The sequence below is a fragment of the Pseudomonas sp. LjRoot277 genome, assembly GCF_964253845.1.
Classification (GTDB): Bacteria; Pseudomonadota; Gammaproteobacteria; order Pseudomonadales; family Pseudomonadaceae; genus Aquipseudomonas.
The window spans coordinates 5795562-5810027 of the sequence record NZ_CAXURI020000001.1; the positions used below are offsets into that span (position 1 = coordinate 5795562).

General features: G+C 60.8%; 13 protein-coding genes and 1 pseudogene. 5 read left to right on the forward strand and 9 right to left on the reverse strand.

The annotated features are described in order from the left end of the window. Positions 1–114 precede the first annotated feature (114 nt). Positions 115–1062: a LysR substrate-binding domain-containing protein gene (locus tag ACSQ87_RS27015; protein ID WP_223429822.1), complete on the reverse strand. Its 948-nt coding sequence runs from the start codon at positions 1060–1062 to the stop codon at positions 115–117. Between the two features lie 135 nt (positions 1063–1197). On the opposite strand from ACSQ87_RS27015, the gene ACSQ87_RS27020 reads away from it, so the two are divergent. From ACSQ87_RS27020 to ACSQ87_RS27030, 3 genes are all read left to right on the forward strand, one after another. Continuing rightward, a complete protein-coding gene (locus ACSQ87_RS27020; protein ID WP_436274765.1) occupies positions 1198–2574 on the forward strand; it encodes an L-serine ammonia-lyase in 1377 nt (458 codons plus the stop codon). 62 nt (positions 2575–2636) lie between these two features. After that, the gene (locus ACSQ87_RS27025) at positions 2637–3938 is read left to right on the forward strand and encodes a serine/threonine transporter (RefSeq protein ID WP_436274766.1); all 1302 of its coding nucleotides are present in this window, start codon (positions 2637–2639) and stop codon (positions 3936–3938) included. A 217-nt stretch (positions 3939–4155) separates the two neighbouring features. After that, positions 4156–4473: a DUF3509 domain-containing protein gene (locus ACSQ87_RS27030; RefSeq protein ID WP_008150633.1), complete on the forward strand. Its 318-nt coding sequence runs from the start codon at positions 4156–4158 to the stop codon at positions 4471–4473. On the opposite strand, the gene ACSQ87_RS27035 is transcribed toward ACSQ87_RS27030, so the two are convergent. Further along, entirely contained in the window at positions 4470–4970 is a 501-nt protein-coding gene (locus ACSQ87_RS27035) for a phosphate-starvation-inducible protein PsiE (RefSeq protein WP_223429825.1), read from the reverse strand. The genes ACSQ87_RS27030 and ACSQ87_RS27035 overlap by 4 nt on opposite strands. Positions 4971–5278: 308 nt before the next feature. On the opposite strand from ACSQ87_RS27035, the pseudogene ACSQ87_RS27040 reads away from it, so the two are divergent. Further along, positions 5279–5533 (forward strand): annotated as a pseudogene (locus ACSQ87_RS27040) (YebG family protein); the annotation flags it as partial. Positions 5534–5695: 162 nt separating this feature from the next. Here the strand turns inward: ACSQ87_RS27040 and ACSQ87_RS27045 are convergent. From ACSQ87_RS27045 to ACSQ87_RS27060, 4 genes are all read right to left on the reverse strand, one after another. Further along, positions 5696–6805, reverse strand: a complete 1110-nt coding sequence (locus ACSQ87_RS27045; protein WP_436274767.1) for a dihydrolipoamide acetyltransferase family protein — start codon at positions 6803–6805, stop codon at positions 5696–5698. 16 nt (positions 6806–6821) lie between these two features. After that, positions 6822–7808 (reverse strand): alpha-ketoacid dehydrogenase subunit beta, encoded by a 987-nt coding sequence (locus ACSQ87_RS27050; protein ID WP_436274768.1) that lies wholly within the window; start codon positions 7806–7808, stop codon positions 6822–6824. After that, positions 7801–8895 carry a pyruvate dehydrogenase (acetyl-transferring) E1 component subunit alpha gene (gene pdhA / locus ACSQ87_RS27055; protein ID WP_436274769.1) on the reverse strand — a complete coding sequence of 365 codons (1095 nt, stop codon included), beginning with the start codon at positions 8893–8895 and terminating at the stop codon, positions 7801–7803. Before pdhA ends, ACSQ87_RS27050 begins: the two co-directional genes overlap by 8 nt. 115 nt (positions 8896–9010) lie before the next feature. Then, positions 9011–10030: a Glu/Leu/Phe/Val dehydrogenase family protein gene (locus ACSQ87_RS27060; RefSeq protein ID WP_150658842.1), complete on the reverse strand. Its 1020-nt coding sequence runs from the start codon at positions 10028–10030 to the stop codon at positions 9011–9013. Positions 10031–10213: 183 nt separating this feature from the next. Between ACSQ87_RS27060 and ACSQ87_RS27065 the strand changes: the two genes are divergently transcribed. Next, the gene (locus tag ACSQ87_RS27065; RefSeq protein WP_436274770.1) at positions 10214–11017 is read left to right on the forward strand and encodes a SirB1 family protein; all 804 of its coding nucleotides are present in this window, start codon (positions 10214–10216) and stop codon (positions 11015–11017) included. A gap of 112 nt (positions 11018–11129) precedes the next feature. Here ACSQ87_RS27065 and maiA read toward each other — a convergent pair whose 3' ends face one another. Genes maiA through hmgA form a run of 3 tightly spaced genes read right to left on the reverse strand, consistent with a single transcriptional unit; the run spans position 11130 to position 14390 of the window. Continuing rightward, positions 11130–11765, reverse strand: coding sequence for a maleylacetoacetate isomerase (maiA, locus tag ACSQ87_RS27070; RefSeq protein ID WP_223429831.1), 636 nt, complete (start codon positions 11763–11765; stop codon positions 11130–11132). A gap of 12 nt (positions 11766–11777) precedes the next feature. Then, the gene (fahA, locus tag ACSQ87_RS27075) at positions 11778–13082 is read right to left on the reverse strand and encodes a fumarylacetoacetase (RefSeq protein ID WP_223429832.1); all 1305 of its coding nucleotides are present in this window, start codon (positions 13080–13082) and stop codon (positions 11778–11780) included. Between the two features lie 3 nt (positions 13083–13085). Then, entirely contained in the window at positions 13086–14390 is a 1305-nt protein-coding gene (hmgA, locus tag ACSQ87_RS27080) for a homogentisate 1,2-dioxygenase (RefSeq protein WP_436274771.1), read from the reverse strand. Positions 14391–14466 lie beyond the last annotated feature (76 nt).

Here is a 14466-nt window from a genome sequence, read left to right on the forward strand (position 1 = left end):
AACAATTCAACCCCTAAAAAAAGATAAATTTTCATACGCAAAAAAAGCCGGACAAGGAGCAAAAGCGCTGTTAAGGTCGGGAGTTGGGTCGCCGGACTCTTTTGTCACAATTGCTCACATCTGCCGCTCCGCGAGTGGATGCAGGCTTCGAAATATCCCCGCCTCTTCCACCAGCCAGTCATGCACCGCACGCACGCCCGGATGGCTCAACGCCCCTGGCGCATAGAGCAGCACGTAACGCTTGTGATTGGGCACCGCCAGGCCAAACGGTACGATCAACGTCCCCCGCTCCAACTCGTCATTGAGCAACGTTCGCCGCGCAATCGCCACGCCCATTCCGGCAATCGCCGCTTCGATGGTCAGGTGATTGCGATTGAAGGTGTGCCCACGCCGCACGTCCGCGCCCTCGAAACCGATGGCGTTGAGGTAAAACTCCCATTCCGCGTACTCGTAGCTGCCGCGCCAGGCGGTAATGTCGTGCAGCAACGGGAAATGCATCAGATCCGCCGGACCATGTAGCGGCGGCCGGCCGCGCAGCAGGCTTGGGGAACAGACCGGGAATATCTGTTCGTCGAGCAAGGTTGTGGATAACAAGCCGGGATAGCTGCCGTCATTCAGGTCGATGGCCAAATCGAAGTCGCCTTCGTGCAATGGCACGCTGCTGTCCTCGGCCACCAGCCGTAATTGAATGTCCGGAAAGCGCTGCTGCAAACGCGGCAACCTTGGGGTCAACCACTTGCTCAGGAACGATGGAATCGAGCGCACCCGAAGAATCCCACTGATCATTCCGGCGTCCAGTCGTCGCAATTCCGCATCGATGCTGCCGTAAGCCTCGTTGACCGTGATGGCCAGTCGCTGGCCCTCGGCGCTCAGTTCCACACCGCGAGCGCGACGGTGAAAAAGTCGAAACCCCAGTCGCTCTTCCAACTGTCGGATTTGCTGACTGACCGCACCCGGCGTGATGTGCAGTTCTTCGGCGCATCGGGTGAACGACAAGTGCCGCGCGGCACAGGAAAACACGTGCAGCCAGACGTAAGTCTGGGCGTGCAATTGGCGACTCATTGTTTAGTCCCGCTAAAGGCTGTCTTAGGAAGTTTCGTTGGTCACGTAGGACCAAGGTAGGCAGTATCGCCGACATTGCGCTTGTCCTACAAAAATGGCAGCGATTTCTCTTCCATTGCTTGTATAGGCTTTAGCATGGCTATCAGTGTTTTCGATCTCTTCAAAGTCGGCATCGGTCCGTCCAGTTCCCATACCGTCGGCCCGATGCGAGCCGCTGCGACCTTCGCCCAAGCCCTGATTGACCAACACTTGCTGGCCGACGTACGGCGCGTAGAAATCCGACTTTACGGCTCCCTGTCGGCGACCGGCGTCGGTCACGCCACCGACCGCGCCTGCGTCATGGGGCTGATGGGCGAATGGCCGGACAGCATCGATCCCACGTCCATCGACAGTCGAATCCAGACGCTGCGCGAAACCGGCGAACTGTCTCTGGCAGGCAAAACCACCATCGCCTTCAACTGGCAACACGACCTCCTGCTGCTCGACGAGAGCCTGCCCTACCACCCCAATGCGATGTCCCTGACAGCCTTTGGCGAAACCGGTGAGCTGTCGGAGCAAACGTACTACTCGATCGGCGGCGGTTTCATCATCGAAGCGGCCGAAGCCGAGTCCGGCATTGCGCCCACCAGCGATGTGGTGCTGCCGTACGATTTCTCCAGCGCCGCCGAATTGCTCAAGCTCTGCAACCAGCACGGTCTGCGGGTTTCCGAATTGATGATGGCCAATGAATTGGCCTGGCGCAGCGAAGCCGAAATCCGCAATGGCCTGCTGCACATTTGGTCGGTGATGCGCGAATGCGTCGAGCAAGGCCTGCGTCACGAAGGCATCCTGCCCGGCGGTCTGAATGTTCCCCGTCGCGCGGCGAAATTGCACCGCAGCCTGCTGGAAATCGGCAAGCCGAATGTCATCACCTCCACGCTGTCGGCCATGGAGTGGGTCAACCTGTTTGCCCTCGCCGTGAACGAAGAAAACGCAGCCGGCGGGCGCATGGTCACGGCGCCGACCAACGGTGCGGCGGGGATCATTCCGGCGGTGCTGCACTACTACATGAAATTCAACCCGGACGCGTCGGACGATGACGTGGTGGCGTTCTTTTTGGGCGCTGCGGCTGTAGGCATTCTCTGCAAGAAAAACGCCTCTATCTCCGGCGCCGAAGTTGGCTGTCAGGGTGAAGTCGGTTCGGCGTGCGCCATGGCCGCTGCCGGTCTGGCGGACATACTCGGCGCCACGCCCGAGCAACTGGAAAACGCCGCCGAAATCGGCCTGGAACACAACCTCGGCCTGACCTGCGACCCGGTCGGCGGCCTGGTGCAAGTGCCCTGTATCGAACGCAACGCGATCGCCGCCGTGAAGGCGATCAACGCCACGCAAATGGCCCTGCGCGGCGACGGCAAACACTTCATTTCCCTGGACCGGGTGATCCGCACCATGCGCGATACCGGCGCCGACATGCACGACAAATACAAAGAGACTTCACGGGGCGGCCTGGCTGTTAGCTGGGTGGAATGCTGAGGAGCATTCCCTGACCGTCCGCAATACGTGAGCCCGAGCAAGAACAATAACGAGGCCAAACGATGACCGATGTACGTACACCTGCTGCCGATAACCCAGCTGTAGAACTCAAACGCGACACAGCAACAGCCACCAAGGGCTGGAGCAAACACGACACCACCTGGATGCTCGGCCTTTATGGCACGGCCATCGGTGCCGGCACGCTATTCCTGCCGATCAACGCCGGCGTGGGCGGTTTCTGGCCGCTGCTGATCCTGGCAATACTAGCCTTCCCGATGACCTTCTTCGCCCACCGAGGCCTGACCCGCTTCGTGCTGTCCGGGCGTTCCGGAGACATCACCGAAGTGGTGGAAGAACACTTCGGCATCGGCGCCGGCAAGCTGATCACTCTGCTGTATTTCTTTGCGATCTTCCCGATTCTGCTGGTGTACAGCGTGGCGCTGACCAACACCTTGAGCAGCTTCATGGAGCATCAGTTGCACATCGCCCCGCCACCACGGGCGATTCTGTCGCTGGTGCTGATCCTCGGTCTGATGGCGATCGTCCGTTGCGGACAAGGCGTCATCGTCAAATGCATGAGCGTGCTGGTTTACCCGTTTGTCGCGGCGTTGCTGCTGCTCGGTTTGAGCCTGATCCCGAACTGGAACGGCGCGTTCTTCGCCACCGCCAGTGAAGGCATGCCGATGCCGCTGTTCTTCAAGACGTTGTGGCTGGCGATCCCGGTGATGGTGTTTTCGTTCAACCACTCGCCGATCATTTCCGCTTTCGCCGTCGACCAGAAACAGCGTTACGGCGAACAGGCCGAACGCAAAAGCAGCGGCATCCTCGCCATCGCGCACGCGATGATGGTGGTGACGGTGATGTTCTTCTGCTTCAGCTGCGTGCTGGCCCTGTCCCCGGCTGACTTGGCGGCGGCGAAGGCGCAGAACATCTCGATCCTGTCGTACCTGGCCAACCACTTCCAGACGCCGGTCATCGCATACGCTGCGCCGCTGATTGCGCTGGTGGCGATCACCAAGTCCTTCCTCGGCCATTACATCGGCGCCAGCGAAGGCTTTCAGGGCCTGATCGTGAAAAGCCTGCGCGGCCGTGGCCGGGTGATGTCTGCCAGTTGGCTGAACCGCGTGACCGCGCTGTTCATGATTCTCAGCTGCTGGGCCGTGGCGACGTTCAACCCGAGCATCCTCGGCATGATCGAAACCCTCGGCGGGCCAATCATCGCGTGTTTGTTGTTCCTGATGCCGATGTACGCCATCCGCCGCGTGCCGGCCTTGCGCCAGTATTCGGGTCAGGCCTCGAACGTGTTCGTGGGGTTGATCGGTTTGATTGCACTGTCTGCGATCATCTACTCATTCATGCCCTGAAACGGGTAGGCAAAAAGAAGGCGGGCCACAGAGCCCGCCTCTTTTTTGCCGAGATCATTGTTCGACAGTTTTCCCGGCATGGCCCTTGCTATGACACTCCAGAGGCAAAAGGACGTTTGAAAACCTCAGCGAGCGACGTGCCGGTGGTCTGGTGTTGCGAACTTATCCCGATCACGGCGGGTCAACAACTGCACGTTCAATCAGGCGGTGACGCATCATGGACAACCCCTTTCAGCTCATTACCGATGCTTTTGCAGCGGATTATCAGATCAACCTGAGCATTCAGGGCCTGGATGGCAGCATCATGCTGACCCTGTCCAACAGCGGTCACGTGGTCGCCAAACGGATGATCAGCGCCGAACAACGCAATGACCCCCAGCGCCTCAAACGCCTGGTGCAAAGCATTCAGTTCGGCATTGCTATCGAACAGGGCCACAGCGCAGTGGCCATCCTCGAAGCCATGACTGACGGCGACAATCACAACCTGCCGCCGCCCCGCGTCAAGGGCCACAGCCGGCCAGCCATGCGGCTTTAAAGCTCGCCCTTCTCCACTTCGGGATGCTCACCGGAGCCCGCACCGATCTTGCGTTGCGGGTGTTCGATCTTCACCGAAGGGAATTGCGACGAGGCGTAACGCACCACCAGAATCGAGAACGCCAGCAGCAGAATCCCGCCGCACAGGTAGATGATGCCGATATCCGGCGGGTTGTGGTGCGAGACGTTAGAGATCAGCAACCGCGTCAGCGCAGTGATCGCCACGTAGATCAGGAAACGCACCGGCATGTGGTTGGTCTTGAAGTAAATCCCGACCATCGCCCCCAGTTCCAGGTAGATGAACAGCAGCAAGATGTCATCGATCTTGATGTGCCCTGCTTCGATCATCCCCAGAAATTCCATCACCGCTGCCCACGCGGTGACGGCACCGATGGCGAACAGCGCCAGGTAGTGGAAGGTCTCGACGAACAGGTTGCCCAGGGACTCGGCCAGTTGGTGCACGTTCTGCCGCAGGTTCTCGGCCCAGTTGATTTTCACGATGATTCTTCCTTAGCTCGGTTCGAGCGGATGATGCGGGTTTGACGTGACGGTTGATCTGCATGCAGAAAAAAGGCCAGAGACTGTTGGGTGAGATGGCGATGGGCTGCCATTGGACACTTTTGTGGAGAGTTCGAGGGCCTCATCGCGAGCAAGCTCGGCTCCCATAGGTCTTGCGCAGACCACCTGAATTCGGTCTACATTAAAAAGCCACTACCCAAAGCGCAGGGATTCGCTTATCCTTTTAGCTGTATATAAATACAGTGGTCGAATAAGACAACTTAATGTGAAGGCATGTGAGGTGGTGAATGGCCGTCGAAGTGGTATACCGCAGCAGCCGAGATCTGGAGCGCTTGTTCATGGATAAAGCCGAAGCTGACCGTCATGACAAAATGCTCGAACTGGCCGAATTGCTGGCTGAAGTGTTGCAAAAAGCCGTTCCGTCCCTGACCGAGCAGCAAGTGGAAGAAGCCGGGATCTACATGGCGAAGAACCGCGATGTGTTCGCCAAGGCGTTCAAGAGCCAGCCGGACGCGTTGTCCGAATTGCTCAATGCGCCTGCTGAAGTCGTTGAAAAGGCCGCACCCGTTGAGGCCCCTGCACCTGCTGAAGTCGCTGAGCCGACCAAGCCAGCTAAAGCGCCCAAAGCTGCCAAGTAAGCAACGCCCGAATTGAATAGGCCCTGAGTCAAATGACTCAGGGCCTTTTTAATGCCTGCGAAAAACCTAAGCTTCGGGTTGCTCCAGCGCCTCGACCAGCGCCTTGAAGAAACGCGCCGCCTCGCCGCCCGTCACCACGCGATGATCGAAGGTCAGGGACAGCGGCAGGACCGGGTGCACCACCACCGCGCCATCGACCGCCACCGGTTCGTCGCGGATCGCGCCAGCAGCGAGGATCGCCACTTGCGGCGGCACCACCACCGGATTGGCGTAGCGACCGAACAAAGTGCCGAAATTCGACAGCGTCAGGGTCGCCCCCATCATTTCCTTGGGCGGAATCGATCGCGCCTGCACGTCGGCCCTTAATCGCATGACGCCTTCCTTCAAATCCGCCGAAGTGCGATGACCGACATCGCGCAGCACTGGCACGAACAAGCCGTCCGGGGTGTCCACGGCGATGCCCAGATCGAGCCGTTCATGTTGTTTGAGCGACAGGCTTTTGCCGTCGAAGGCGCTGTTGAGCACCGGCTCCACGGCGCACGCGGCCGCCATCGCTTTGGCGAGACGAATCAGCGGTTCGCGCGCCTGCCCCCAGCGATGCAGGTCGGCGTCACCGAAAATCGTCACGGGCACGACTTCGGCGTGGGACCGGGCCATGTTCAGCGCCATGCTGCGCCGAACACCGCGCAACCGTTCGCCGCCGAAGCGATCCAGTTCAGTTTGAGCCGCGTTTTCCACATCCGTGCGGGTGATCAGCCCCTCGTGGCCTGAGCCCGTCAACCCGCTCAACTCCACGCCGAGTTGCCGGGCCAGTTGCCGCACGGCTGGCGTGGCACGAGTCGCCAGGTGCTCTCGGGTCGAGGGGGCAGCGCCGATGAAAAACGAGTCATCCTGACTGCTGCCGCCACCTTCGAGTCGCCCCACTACGGTGCCCGCATCGGCTTCGCCTTCGTAACCGAGCAAGGGTTCACCGACGTGAATAATGTCGCCCTCGCCGCCGTGGAGTTTCGCCACCACGCCGTCGTAGGGGGCGGGGATATCCACCAGCGCCTTGGCGGTTTCTACCGACACCAGCAGTTGATCGGCCTTGACGGTATCGCCGACCGCGACGTGCCAGCGGACGATTTCCGCCTCCTGCAAACCCTCGCCCAGATCCGGCAGTTTGAAATATTTCATCGCAGCCTCCTTGGGTTCAGGCGAAGTGCAGAACGTTGTCGCAGGCCTGAAGAATGTCCTCGACGTTGGGCATGTACAGCGACTCCAGTCGATACAGCGGCGGTGGAATGTCCGGCGCGGTAACCCGCTGGATCGGCGCCTGCAATTCCAGCAACACCCGCTCGTAGAGGCTCGCGGCGATTTCCGCACCGACGCCACAGGAGCGTGGCGCTTCATGAACGATCACGCAACGACCGGTCTTGCGCACCGAGGCTTCCATCGTGTCGAGGTCCAGCGGCTTGATACTCGCGACATCGATCACCTCCGCCGAGACGCCCCGCTCGGCCAATGCGGTGGCGGCTCGCAGGGTTTCCATCACGCTGGCGCCCCAGCTGATCAACGTGATGTCGCTGCCTTCGCGCAGGGTGAAACAGCTGTCCAGCGGCAGGCGTTTACCGTCATCCACCAGCGTTTGCGGATTCATGCGATAGAGCCGGGTCGGCTCGAGAAACACCACCGGATCAGGGTCATCGATGGCCGCCAACAACAAGCCATAGGCCCGGGCGGGCGATGACGGGATCACCACCCGCAGACCTGGAATGTGCGCGAACAATGCTTCAGTGCTTTCGCTGTGATGTTCCGGCGCGCGAATCCCTGCGCCCATCGGCGTGCGCATCACCATCGGGCATGTGATCCGCCCGCGCGTGCGATTACGCATGCGGCTGGCGTGGGACACCAGGTGTTCCATGGCCGCGTAGATGAAACCCATGAACTGGATTTCCACTACCGGTTTCAGGCCCTGAGCGGCCATGCCGACCACCAGTCCGCCGAGCATGGTTTCGGCCAGCGGCGAGTCAATCACTCGCTTGAAGCCGAAGCTGTCACGCAACCCTTGAGTCGCGCGAAACACGCCACCATTCACCCCGACGTCTTCACCGAGGACGATGACGTTCTCGTCTTCGCTCATCGCCCGATGCAGCGCGAGATTCACCGCGTCCAGCAACGTGACTTTGCCGTTACTCATGGCTCGAATCTCCCGCGCGGCGCGCCGCCCGTTCGAGCAACTCTTCACGCTGCCCGGCGAGGGACTCCGGCCATTGGGCGTAGACGTGATCCATGATCGATTCGGGTGCCTGAATACCCGCCGCTTCGAAGTTATCCACAGCACGCTGCACCAGCCCCTGACATTCGCTGATCAGCGTCTGTTCGCGGCCTTCGTCCCACACGCCCTGGCCGACCATGAAACGTTGCAGGCGTTTGATCGGTTCTTCGAGCCAGGCCTGCTTGACCTCATCTGCCGGCCGATAGCGTGTGGCGTCGTCGGCCGTCGTGTGGTCGCCGAGGCGGTAGCTCAGGCATTCCAGCAACACCGGGCCTTTACCGTGACGCGCCCGTTCGAGGGCCACTTGTACTCGGTCGTAAACCGCGAGCATGTCATTGCCGTCGACCTGCTCACCATGGAACCCGGCACCGATCGCTTTCTGCGCCAGCGTCGGGGCGCCGCACTGAATCCGTCGTGGCACCGAGATCGCCCATTGGTTGTTATTGACCACGAACACCACTGGCAACTGCCAGGCACCGGCGACGTTGAGGGCTTCGAGGAAATCGCCTTTGCTGGTGGCCCCATCACCGCAGGTGGTGACGGCGACCCGATGCTCGCCGCGGATTTTGAATGCACTGGCAACGCCGCAGGCATGCAGGGCCTGGGTAGCAATCGGCACACAGATCGGAAAGTCCTGGGCCGCCGCCGGTTCGGCAAAGTCGCTGCCGCGCTCGTCGCCGCCCCAGTACAGGAGGATTTCTTCCATGCGCACCCCACGCATCAACTGCACGGCGGTGTCACGGTAATACGGAATCAGAACGTCTTCGGCGTGCATCACGCTGCCGACGGCGACGCCAATGGCTTCCTGGCCCAACGTCGGCGCATAAGTGCCGATGCGCCCGGTGCGTTGCAGGGCGACGGCTTTCTGATCGAAAAGGCGGGTCAGGACCATCTGCCGATAAAGGCGCGTCAGCAGATTGAAATCGTCGGCCCAGGTAGGAAGTTCGCCGAGCAATTGACCTTCGGGGGATAAAAAACGGGTGTAAGGCAGCTCAACCTTGTGAGGCATCACAGGGGCTCCTGGCACGCCGCGTCAGCGTGCGTCAGTCAAGCCTGACGCTTGTGGCGCCAGGCCTTGGGAGCAAGTCTGCCGGATAGGCCCTCACTCCTTCATCGGTTCAAGCTCATCGATACAGCACTTTCTCCGCCAATTCGTCAGCCACTCGGGCCGGCGAGCGTTTTTCCGCTTGGGCATGGGCGAAGACTTCGGTCAGCCGGGAGCTGATTTTCGACAGGTGTGCGGTGATGGTCGCTAGCTCTTCGCCGCGGTGTTTGAGCGAAACGTAGATCAGCCCGCCTGAATTGATCACGTAATCCGGCGCATACAGAATGCCCCGCCGTTCCAGTTGATCAGCGACTTCCAGATGGGTCAGTTGGTTGTTCGCCGAACCGGCCACCGCCGCGCAGCGCAATTGCGTCACGCTGTGGCTGTTGAGCACGCCACCGAGGCCGCAGGGCGCGAGAATGTCGCAAGGGGTGCTGAGCAGCGCGTCGTTGGCGATCGGGTGAGCGCCGAGTTGCTCCATGGCCAATTGCACTTTGCCGTGATCGATGTCGCTGACCAGCAGTTCGGCACCGGCAGCGTGCAGCTGTTCGGCGAGGGCATAGCCAACGTTGCCGAGCCCTTGAATCGCCACTCGCAGGCCTTCGAGGTTATCGCTGCCCAGTCGGGCCATGGCGGTGGCACGAATGCCGGTGAACACGCCCATCGCCGCGTGCGGTGCAGGGTCGCCCGCGGCGGTGGTGCTGGTGACGTGCTGGGTCTGTTGGGCGATGCAATCCATGTCCGCCACCGAGGTGCCACTGTCGATGGCGGTGATGTAGCGGCCGTCGAGCTGATTGATGCAACGCCCGAACGCTTCGAACAGCGCGGCGCGGTTTTCCACATGGACCGGGCGAACAATCACCGCCACGCCGCCGCCCTGAGCCAGGCCGGCCAGCGCCGCCTTGTAACTCATGCCTTGGGCAAGGCGCACCGCATCCTCGACGGCAGATTCGTCGCTGGGATAGGCAAGGTAACGACACCCGCCCAGGGCAGGCCCCAGACGGCTGTTATGAATGGCAATGACCGCCTTCAACCCGGTGACCGAGTCGACGCTCAGATGCAGGGATTCAAGGCGAGTGCTTTGCATGAGAGCGAACATCGTAGGGCTCCCGAATCACTTCTTGTAGTCGCCAGTATAGGCTTGCGCCCGAAAATTGCAGAAGCGCACCGGAATAAGCGACGTCGCCATGCAGACTTTCGGACATAACCTGCAACCGCCTATGTCCGGCACTGGACGAATGGCGGAGACGGGGCTAAAACGAGGCATGACCCGGAGATTTTGATGACCCCCCGCCAACGTTTTTTCGACTGTCTGCAACGTTCACCGCCCGCGCTGTTCGAGGCGGCGCTGTGGATTGCCGCCGAGCACGACAGTGAGGTAAATCCCGAAGCGGTGCTGAACGATTTCAAGGACCTGCAACAACGGGTCAGTTCTGGCTTGCCGATGTTGCCGGTCAGCGAGTTGGCCCAACCGTTGTTACGGCGTATGAATGACCTGGGATTCGCTCAGGACGACTCCTCGCCATTGCGTCCGCAAGTCGCGCTGGTCAATAAAGTGCTGGAACGCAGGCGTGGGCAGCCACTGAGTCTGGGATTGATTGCACTGGAACTGGCCAAAGGTCTGGAAATTCCCATGGTTGGCGTCAACTTCCCCGGGCATTTCCTGCTGCGGGTACCGGGCGCCGATCACCTGCTCGACCCATGCGGCGGGCGTCGTTTGTACCCCAACGACTGTCGGGAATTGCTGCAACGCCAGTACGGCCCAAACCTGAAGCTTGGCGCCGAGCATTTGCTCACCGCCGAGCCTGTGCAAATGCTGCAGCGGTTGTCGCGCAACCTGCGTCAGTTACACCTTTCCAACGATGACTACATCGGCGCCCTGATCGACGCCGAACGTGTGCTGGAACTGGGCAACGCCAGCGCCTCCGACTACCTGGCCCGGGCCAGCCTGTATCAACGACTGGATTGCCCGAACGCCGAGCGCTTCGACCTGGAGCATGCCCTGCTGCTCAGTGACGACCCGATCCAGCGGATTCGCCTGACTGAACGGCTGGGGCATTTGCCGCCCAACTCAGTGGTTCACTGATCTCATGTGGGAGCGGGCTTGCTCGCGAAGAAGGCACCGCGGTATTTCTGACGCACCGCGTTATCGTTCTTCGCGAGCAAGACCGCTCCCACATTAGGTCTATGTGAAGCCATTAAGGAGTATCGGGCTGGTTCGCCGGATGGGCCAGGAAGAAGGCTGGATGTGTCGCCGCCAATGCCGCCACTCGACGAATTCGCGGGTAGGCTTCCAGAGAAATATTGAAGCGCTCGGCTGCATACAACTGCGGGATCAAATAGACGTCCGCCAGCCCCGGTTGATCGCCAAAGCAGTAACCGGTGTCACCGATCAACTGCTCCACCGTCGCCAACCCTTGGCTGATCCAGTGCCCGATCCACTCCACCACTTGCGGTTCATCGTGCCCCAACTGCCGCAGCTTGTTGAGCACGCTGACGTTGTGCAGCGGATGCACGTCGCAACCAATCACCGCCGCCACACCACGCTCATGGGCGCGAGCGGTGAGGTCCTTGGAGAGCAGCGGCACCTGTGGATAACGTTCCTCCAGGTATTCGATGATCGCCGGCGACTGGATCAACAGCTCACCTTCGTCAGTGCGCAAGGCCGGCACTCGGCCTTGCGGATTAATGCTCAGATACGGCGGCTGTCGATGTTCACCACCTGGCGGTGCGATCAGATTGATCGGCAGCGCCTGGTAATCCAGCCCCTTGAGCGCCAACGCAATGCGCACCCGATAGGACGATGTCGAACGGTAGTAGGTATAGAGTTCCATGACCCGATCCTCTTAGCGCGCCGGCAGCACTTTGCCGCGGCATTCGCCGAAACCGATGGAGACAAAACCCTCGCGGTTGCAACGGGCACGCAGGATGATTTCGTCGCCGTCCTCAAGGAATTTACGCACCTCGCCGGACGCGAGTTCGATCGGCTTTTTACCGCCCTCGGTGATTTCCAGCAGGCTGCCGAACTGACCGTTCTCAGGCCCCGACAACGTGCCCGAACCGAACAGGTCGCCGGCCTGCAACTGGCAGCCGTTGACGCTGTGGTGCGCGACCATTTGCGCCACGGTCCAGTACATGTGTTTGGTATTGCTCAGGGTCAGGCGATGGGCCGGCAGGTTTTGCTCGCGCAGGCCTTCGGTGAGCAGCAGCACTTCCAGTTCGATGTCGAAACCGCCAGCGGCTTGATCGCGCTTGTCGAACAGGTACGGTAGCGGCTGCGGATCGCCTTCCGGACGCGCCGGCTGGGCTTTACGGAACGGCTCCAGCGCCTCGGCAGTCACCACCCACGGCGAGATGCTGGTGATGAAACTCTTCGACAGGAACGGCCCCAGCGGCTGGTATTCCCAAGCCTGAATGTCGCGCGCCGACCAGTCATTGAGCAGGCAGAAACCGGCGATGTGATCGGCAGCGTCACCGATGGCGATCGAGTCGCCCATCTCGTTGCCCTGACCGATCCAGATGCCCAGCTCCAGTTCGTAATCCAGACGTGCACATGGGCCAAACGTCGGCTCGGTCTGACCGGCCGGCAGGGTCTGGCCTTTCGGACGGCGAACGTCGGTGCCCGACGGGCGAATGGTCGAGGCGCGGCCGTGATAACCGATCGGCACGTACTTGTAGTTCGGCAGCAACGGGTTGTCCGGACGGAACAGTTTGCCGACGTTCTGCGCGTGCTCGATGCCGACGTAGAAGTCGGTGTAGTCGTTGATTTTCGCTGGCAGGTGCATCTCGCAATTCGCCGCCAGTGGCAGCAGTTTTGCGCCTTGGGCTTCGATCTTGCCGTGCAGCGTGCTGCCTTCTTTGAACAGTTCCAGCAGGCGTTCGCGCAGGGCAACGCGAGCGCCACGCCCCAGTTCGAAGAACGCGTTCAGCTGACCGCCACGGGTGGCTTCGACTGCAGTTTTTGCAACGCCATCGAACAGCCCGGCGTCCAGTGCAGCTTCCAGATCAAAGATATGTTCGCCAATGGCCACGCCACTGCGCGGTGCCGAACCCTTCACGCTGAACACGCCCAGCGGCAGGTTTTGCAATGGGAAATCAGCATGGCCGTTGGCGGAGGCAACCCAGCTACGAGTGATGGAAGTCTGAGTCATGGGTTATCTCCGGGTCGGGTCGAAAGTGGCGGGCAGCGTCGCCCAGCAAGCGTCGTAATTGTTTTGCAGTTGCGGACAATCCAGGGCGAATCGACTCGGGCGCAGCACCTGGCTGGTCTCGAACATGAAGGCCATGGTGTTGTCGATTTTCGCTGGCGCAAGTTCGGCGTTGATCGCCTTGGTGCAGGTTTCGCCATCCGGGCCGTGGGCGCTCATGCAACTGTGCAAGGACGCGCCGCCGGGCACGAAGCCTTCGGCCTTGGCGTCGTATTCGCCCTTGATCAGGCCCATGAATTCGTTCATCAGGTTGCGGTGGAACCACGGTGGCCGGAAGGTTTTCTCGGCGACCATCCAGCGTGGCGGGAAGATCACGAAGTCCAGATTGGCCAGACCATGGACGCTGGTCGGCGACGTCAGGACGGTAAAGATCGACGGGTCCGGGTGATCGAAACTGACCGTGCCGATGGTGTTGAAGCGGCGCAGGTCATATTTGTACGGCACGTTATTGCCGTGCCAGGCGACCACGTTCAGCGGCGAATGATCGAGCTCGCAGCCCCACAACTGGCCGAGAAATTTCTGCACCAGGGTGGTCGGTTGTTTGAGGTTTTCGTAATGCGCAACCGGGGTCAGGAAGTCCCGCGCGTTGGCCAGGCCGTTGCTTCCGATCGGCCCCAGATCCGGCAGACGCAGCGGCGCGCCGTGGTTTTCGGCGATGTAGCCGCGAGCTTGCGGGTCGAGCAGTTCGACGCGGAATTTCAGACCGCGCGGCAGCACGGCGATTTCCAGTGGCTCCAGTTCCAGCACGCCCAATTCGGTCGCAATGCGCAGGCGTCCCAGTTCAGGCACCAGCAGCAGTTCGCCGTCAGCGTTGAAAAAAACGCGCTCCATGGAGCGGTTGGCGCGGTAGCTGTAGATACTGATCCCGGCCGGTTTTTCCGCGCCCGAGTTGGCGGCCATGCTCACCAGCCCGTCGATAAAATCGGTTGGCTCGGCCGGGATGTCCAGCGGATTCCAGCGCAGGCGATTGGGGGTTACTTCACCCAATGGGCCGCCGGCCAGTTGCCGATCCAGTTTGATGAACGCTGGGTGATTGGCCGACGGCTGAATGCGGTACATCCAGGTGCGCCGCGCTTCACTGCGAGCCATGGTGAACGCCGTGCCTGAGAACAGTTCGGTGTAGAGACCGTAAGGGGCTTTTTGCGGGGAATTCTGGCCGACGGGCAGTGCGCCGGGCAACGCTTCGGTGCTGAATTCGTTGCCGAAGCCGGACTGATAAGCCAGCGCTGGCGCCGTTGAATCGAGGTTCATGGAGCCTCCTGAACAGGGAGTAGGCAATGGCCTGTCGCTCCGTTGAAGAGGTCTCGGCACGCCCGGGTTATTTTTA

Excerpts from the sequence above, each read along its gene's own strand:
- fahA (WP_223429832.1), bottom strand. The coding sequence starts at position 13,082 with ATGACTCAGACTTCCATCACTCGTAGCTGGGTTGCCTCCGCCAACGGC.
- hmgA (WP_436274771.1), bottom strand. The coding sequence starts at position 14,390 with ATGAACCTCGATTCAACGGCGCCAGCGCTGGCTTATCAGTCCGGCTTC.
- maiA (WP_223429831.1), bottom strand. The coding sequence starts at position 11,765 with ATGGAACTCTATACCTACTACCGTTCGACATCGTCCTATCGGGTGCGC.
- ACSQ87_RS27065 (WP_436274770.1), top strand. The coding sequence starts at position 10,214 with ATGACCCCCCGCCAACGTTTTTTCGACTGTCTGCAACGTTCACCGCCC.
- ACSQ87_RS27060 (WP_150658842.1), bottom strand. The coding sequence starts at position 10,030 with ATGTTCGCTCTCATGCAAAGCACTCGCCTTGAATCCCTGCATCTGAGC.
- ACSQ87_RS27025 (WP_436274766.1), top strand. The coding sequence starts at position 2,637 with ATGACCGATGTACGTACACCTGCTGCCGATAACCCAGCTGTAGAACTC.
- pdhA (WP_436274769.1), bottom strand. The coding sequence starts at position 8,895 with ATGCCTCACAAGGTTGAGCTGCCTTACACCCGTTTTTTATCCCCCGAA.
- ACSQ87_RS27020 (WP_436274765.1), top strand. The coding sequence starts at position 1,198 with ATGGCTATCAGTGTTTTCGATCTCTTCAAAGTCGGCATCGGTCCGTCC.
- ACSQ87_RS27050 (WP_436274768.1), bottom strand. The coding sequence starts at position 7,808 with ATGAGTAACGGCAAAGTCACGTTGCTGGACGCGGTGAATCTCGCGCTG.
- ACSQ87_RS27015 (WP_223429822.1), bottom strand. The coding sequence starts at position 1,062 with ATGAGTCGCCAATTGCACGCCCAGACTTACGTCTGGCTGCACGTGTTT.
- ACSQ87_RS27045 (WP_436274767.1), bottom strand. The coding sequence starts at position 6,805 with ATGAAATATTTCAAACTGCCGGATCTGGGCGAGGGTTTGCAGGAGGCG.
- ACSQ87_RS27030 (WP_008150633.1), top strand. The coding sequence starts at position 4,156 with ATGGACAACCCCTTTCAGCTCATTACCGATGCTTTTGCAGCGGATTAT.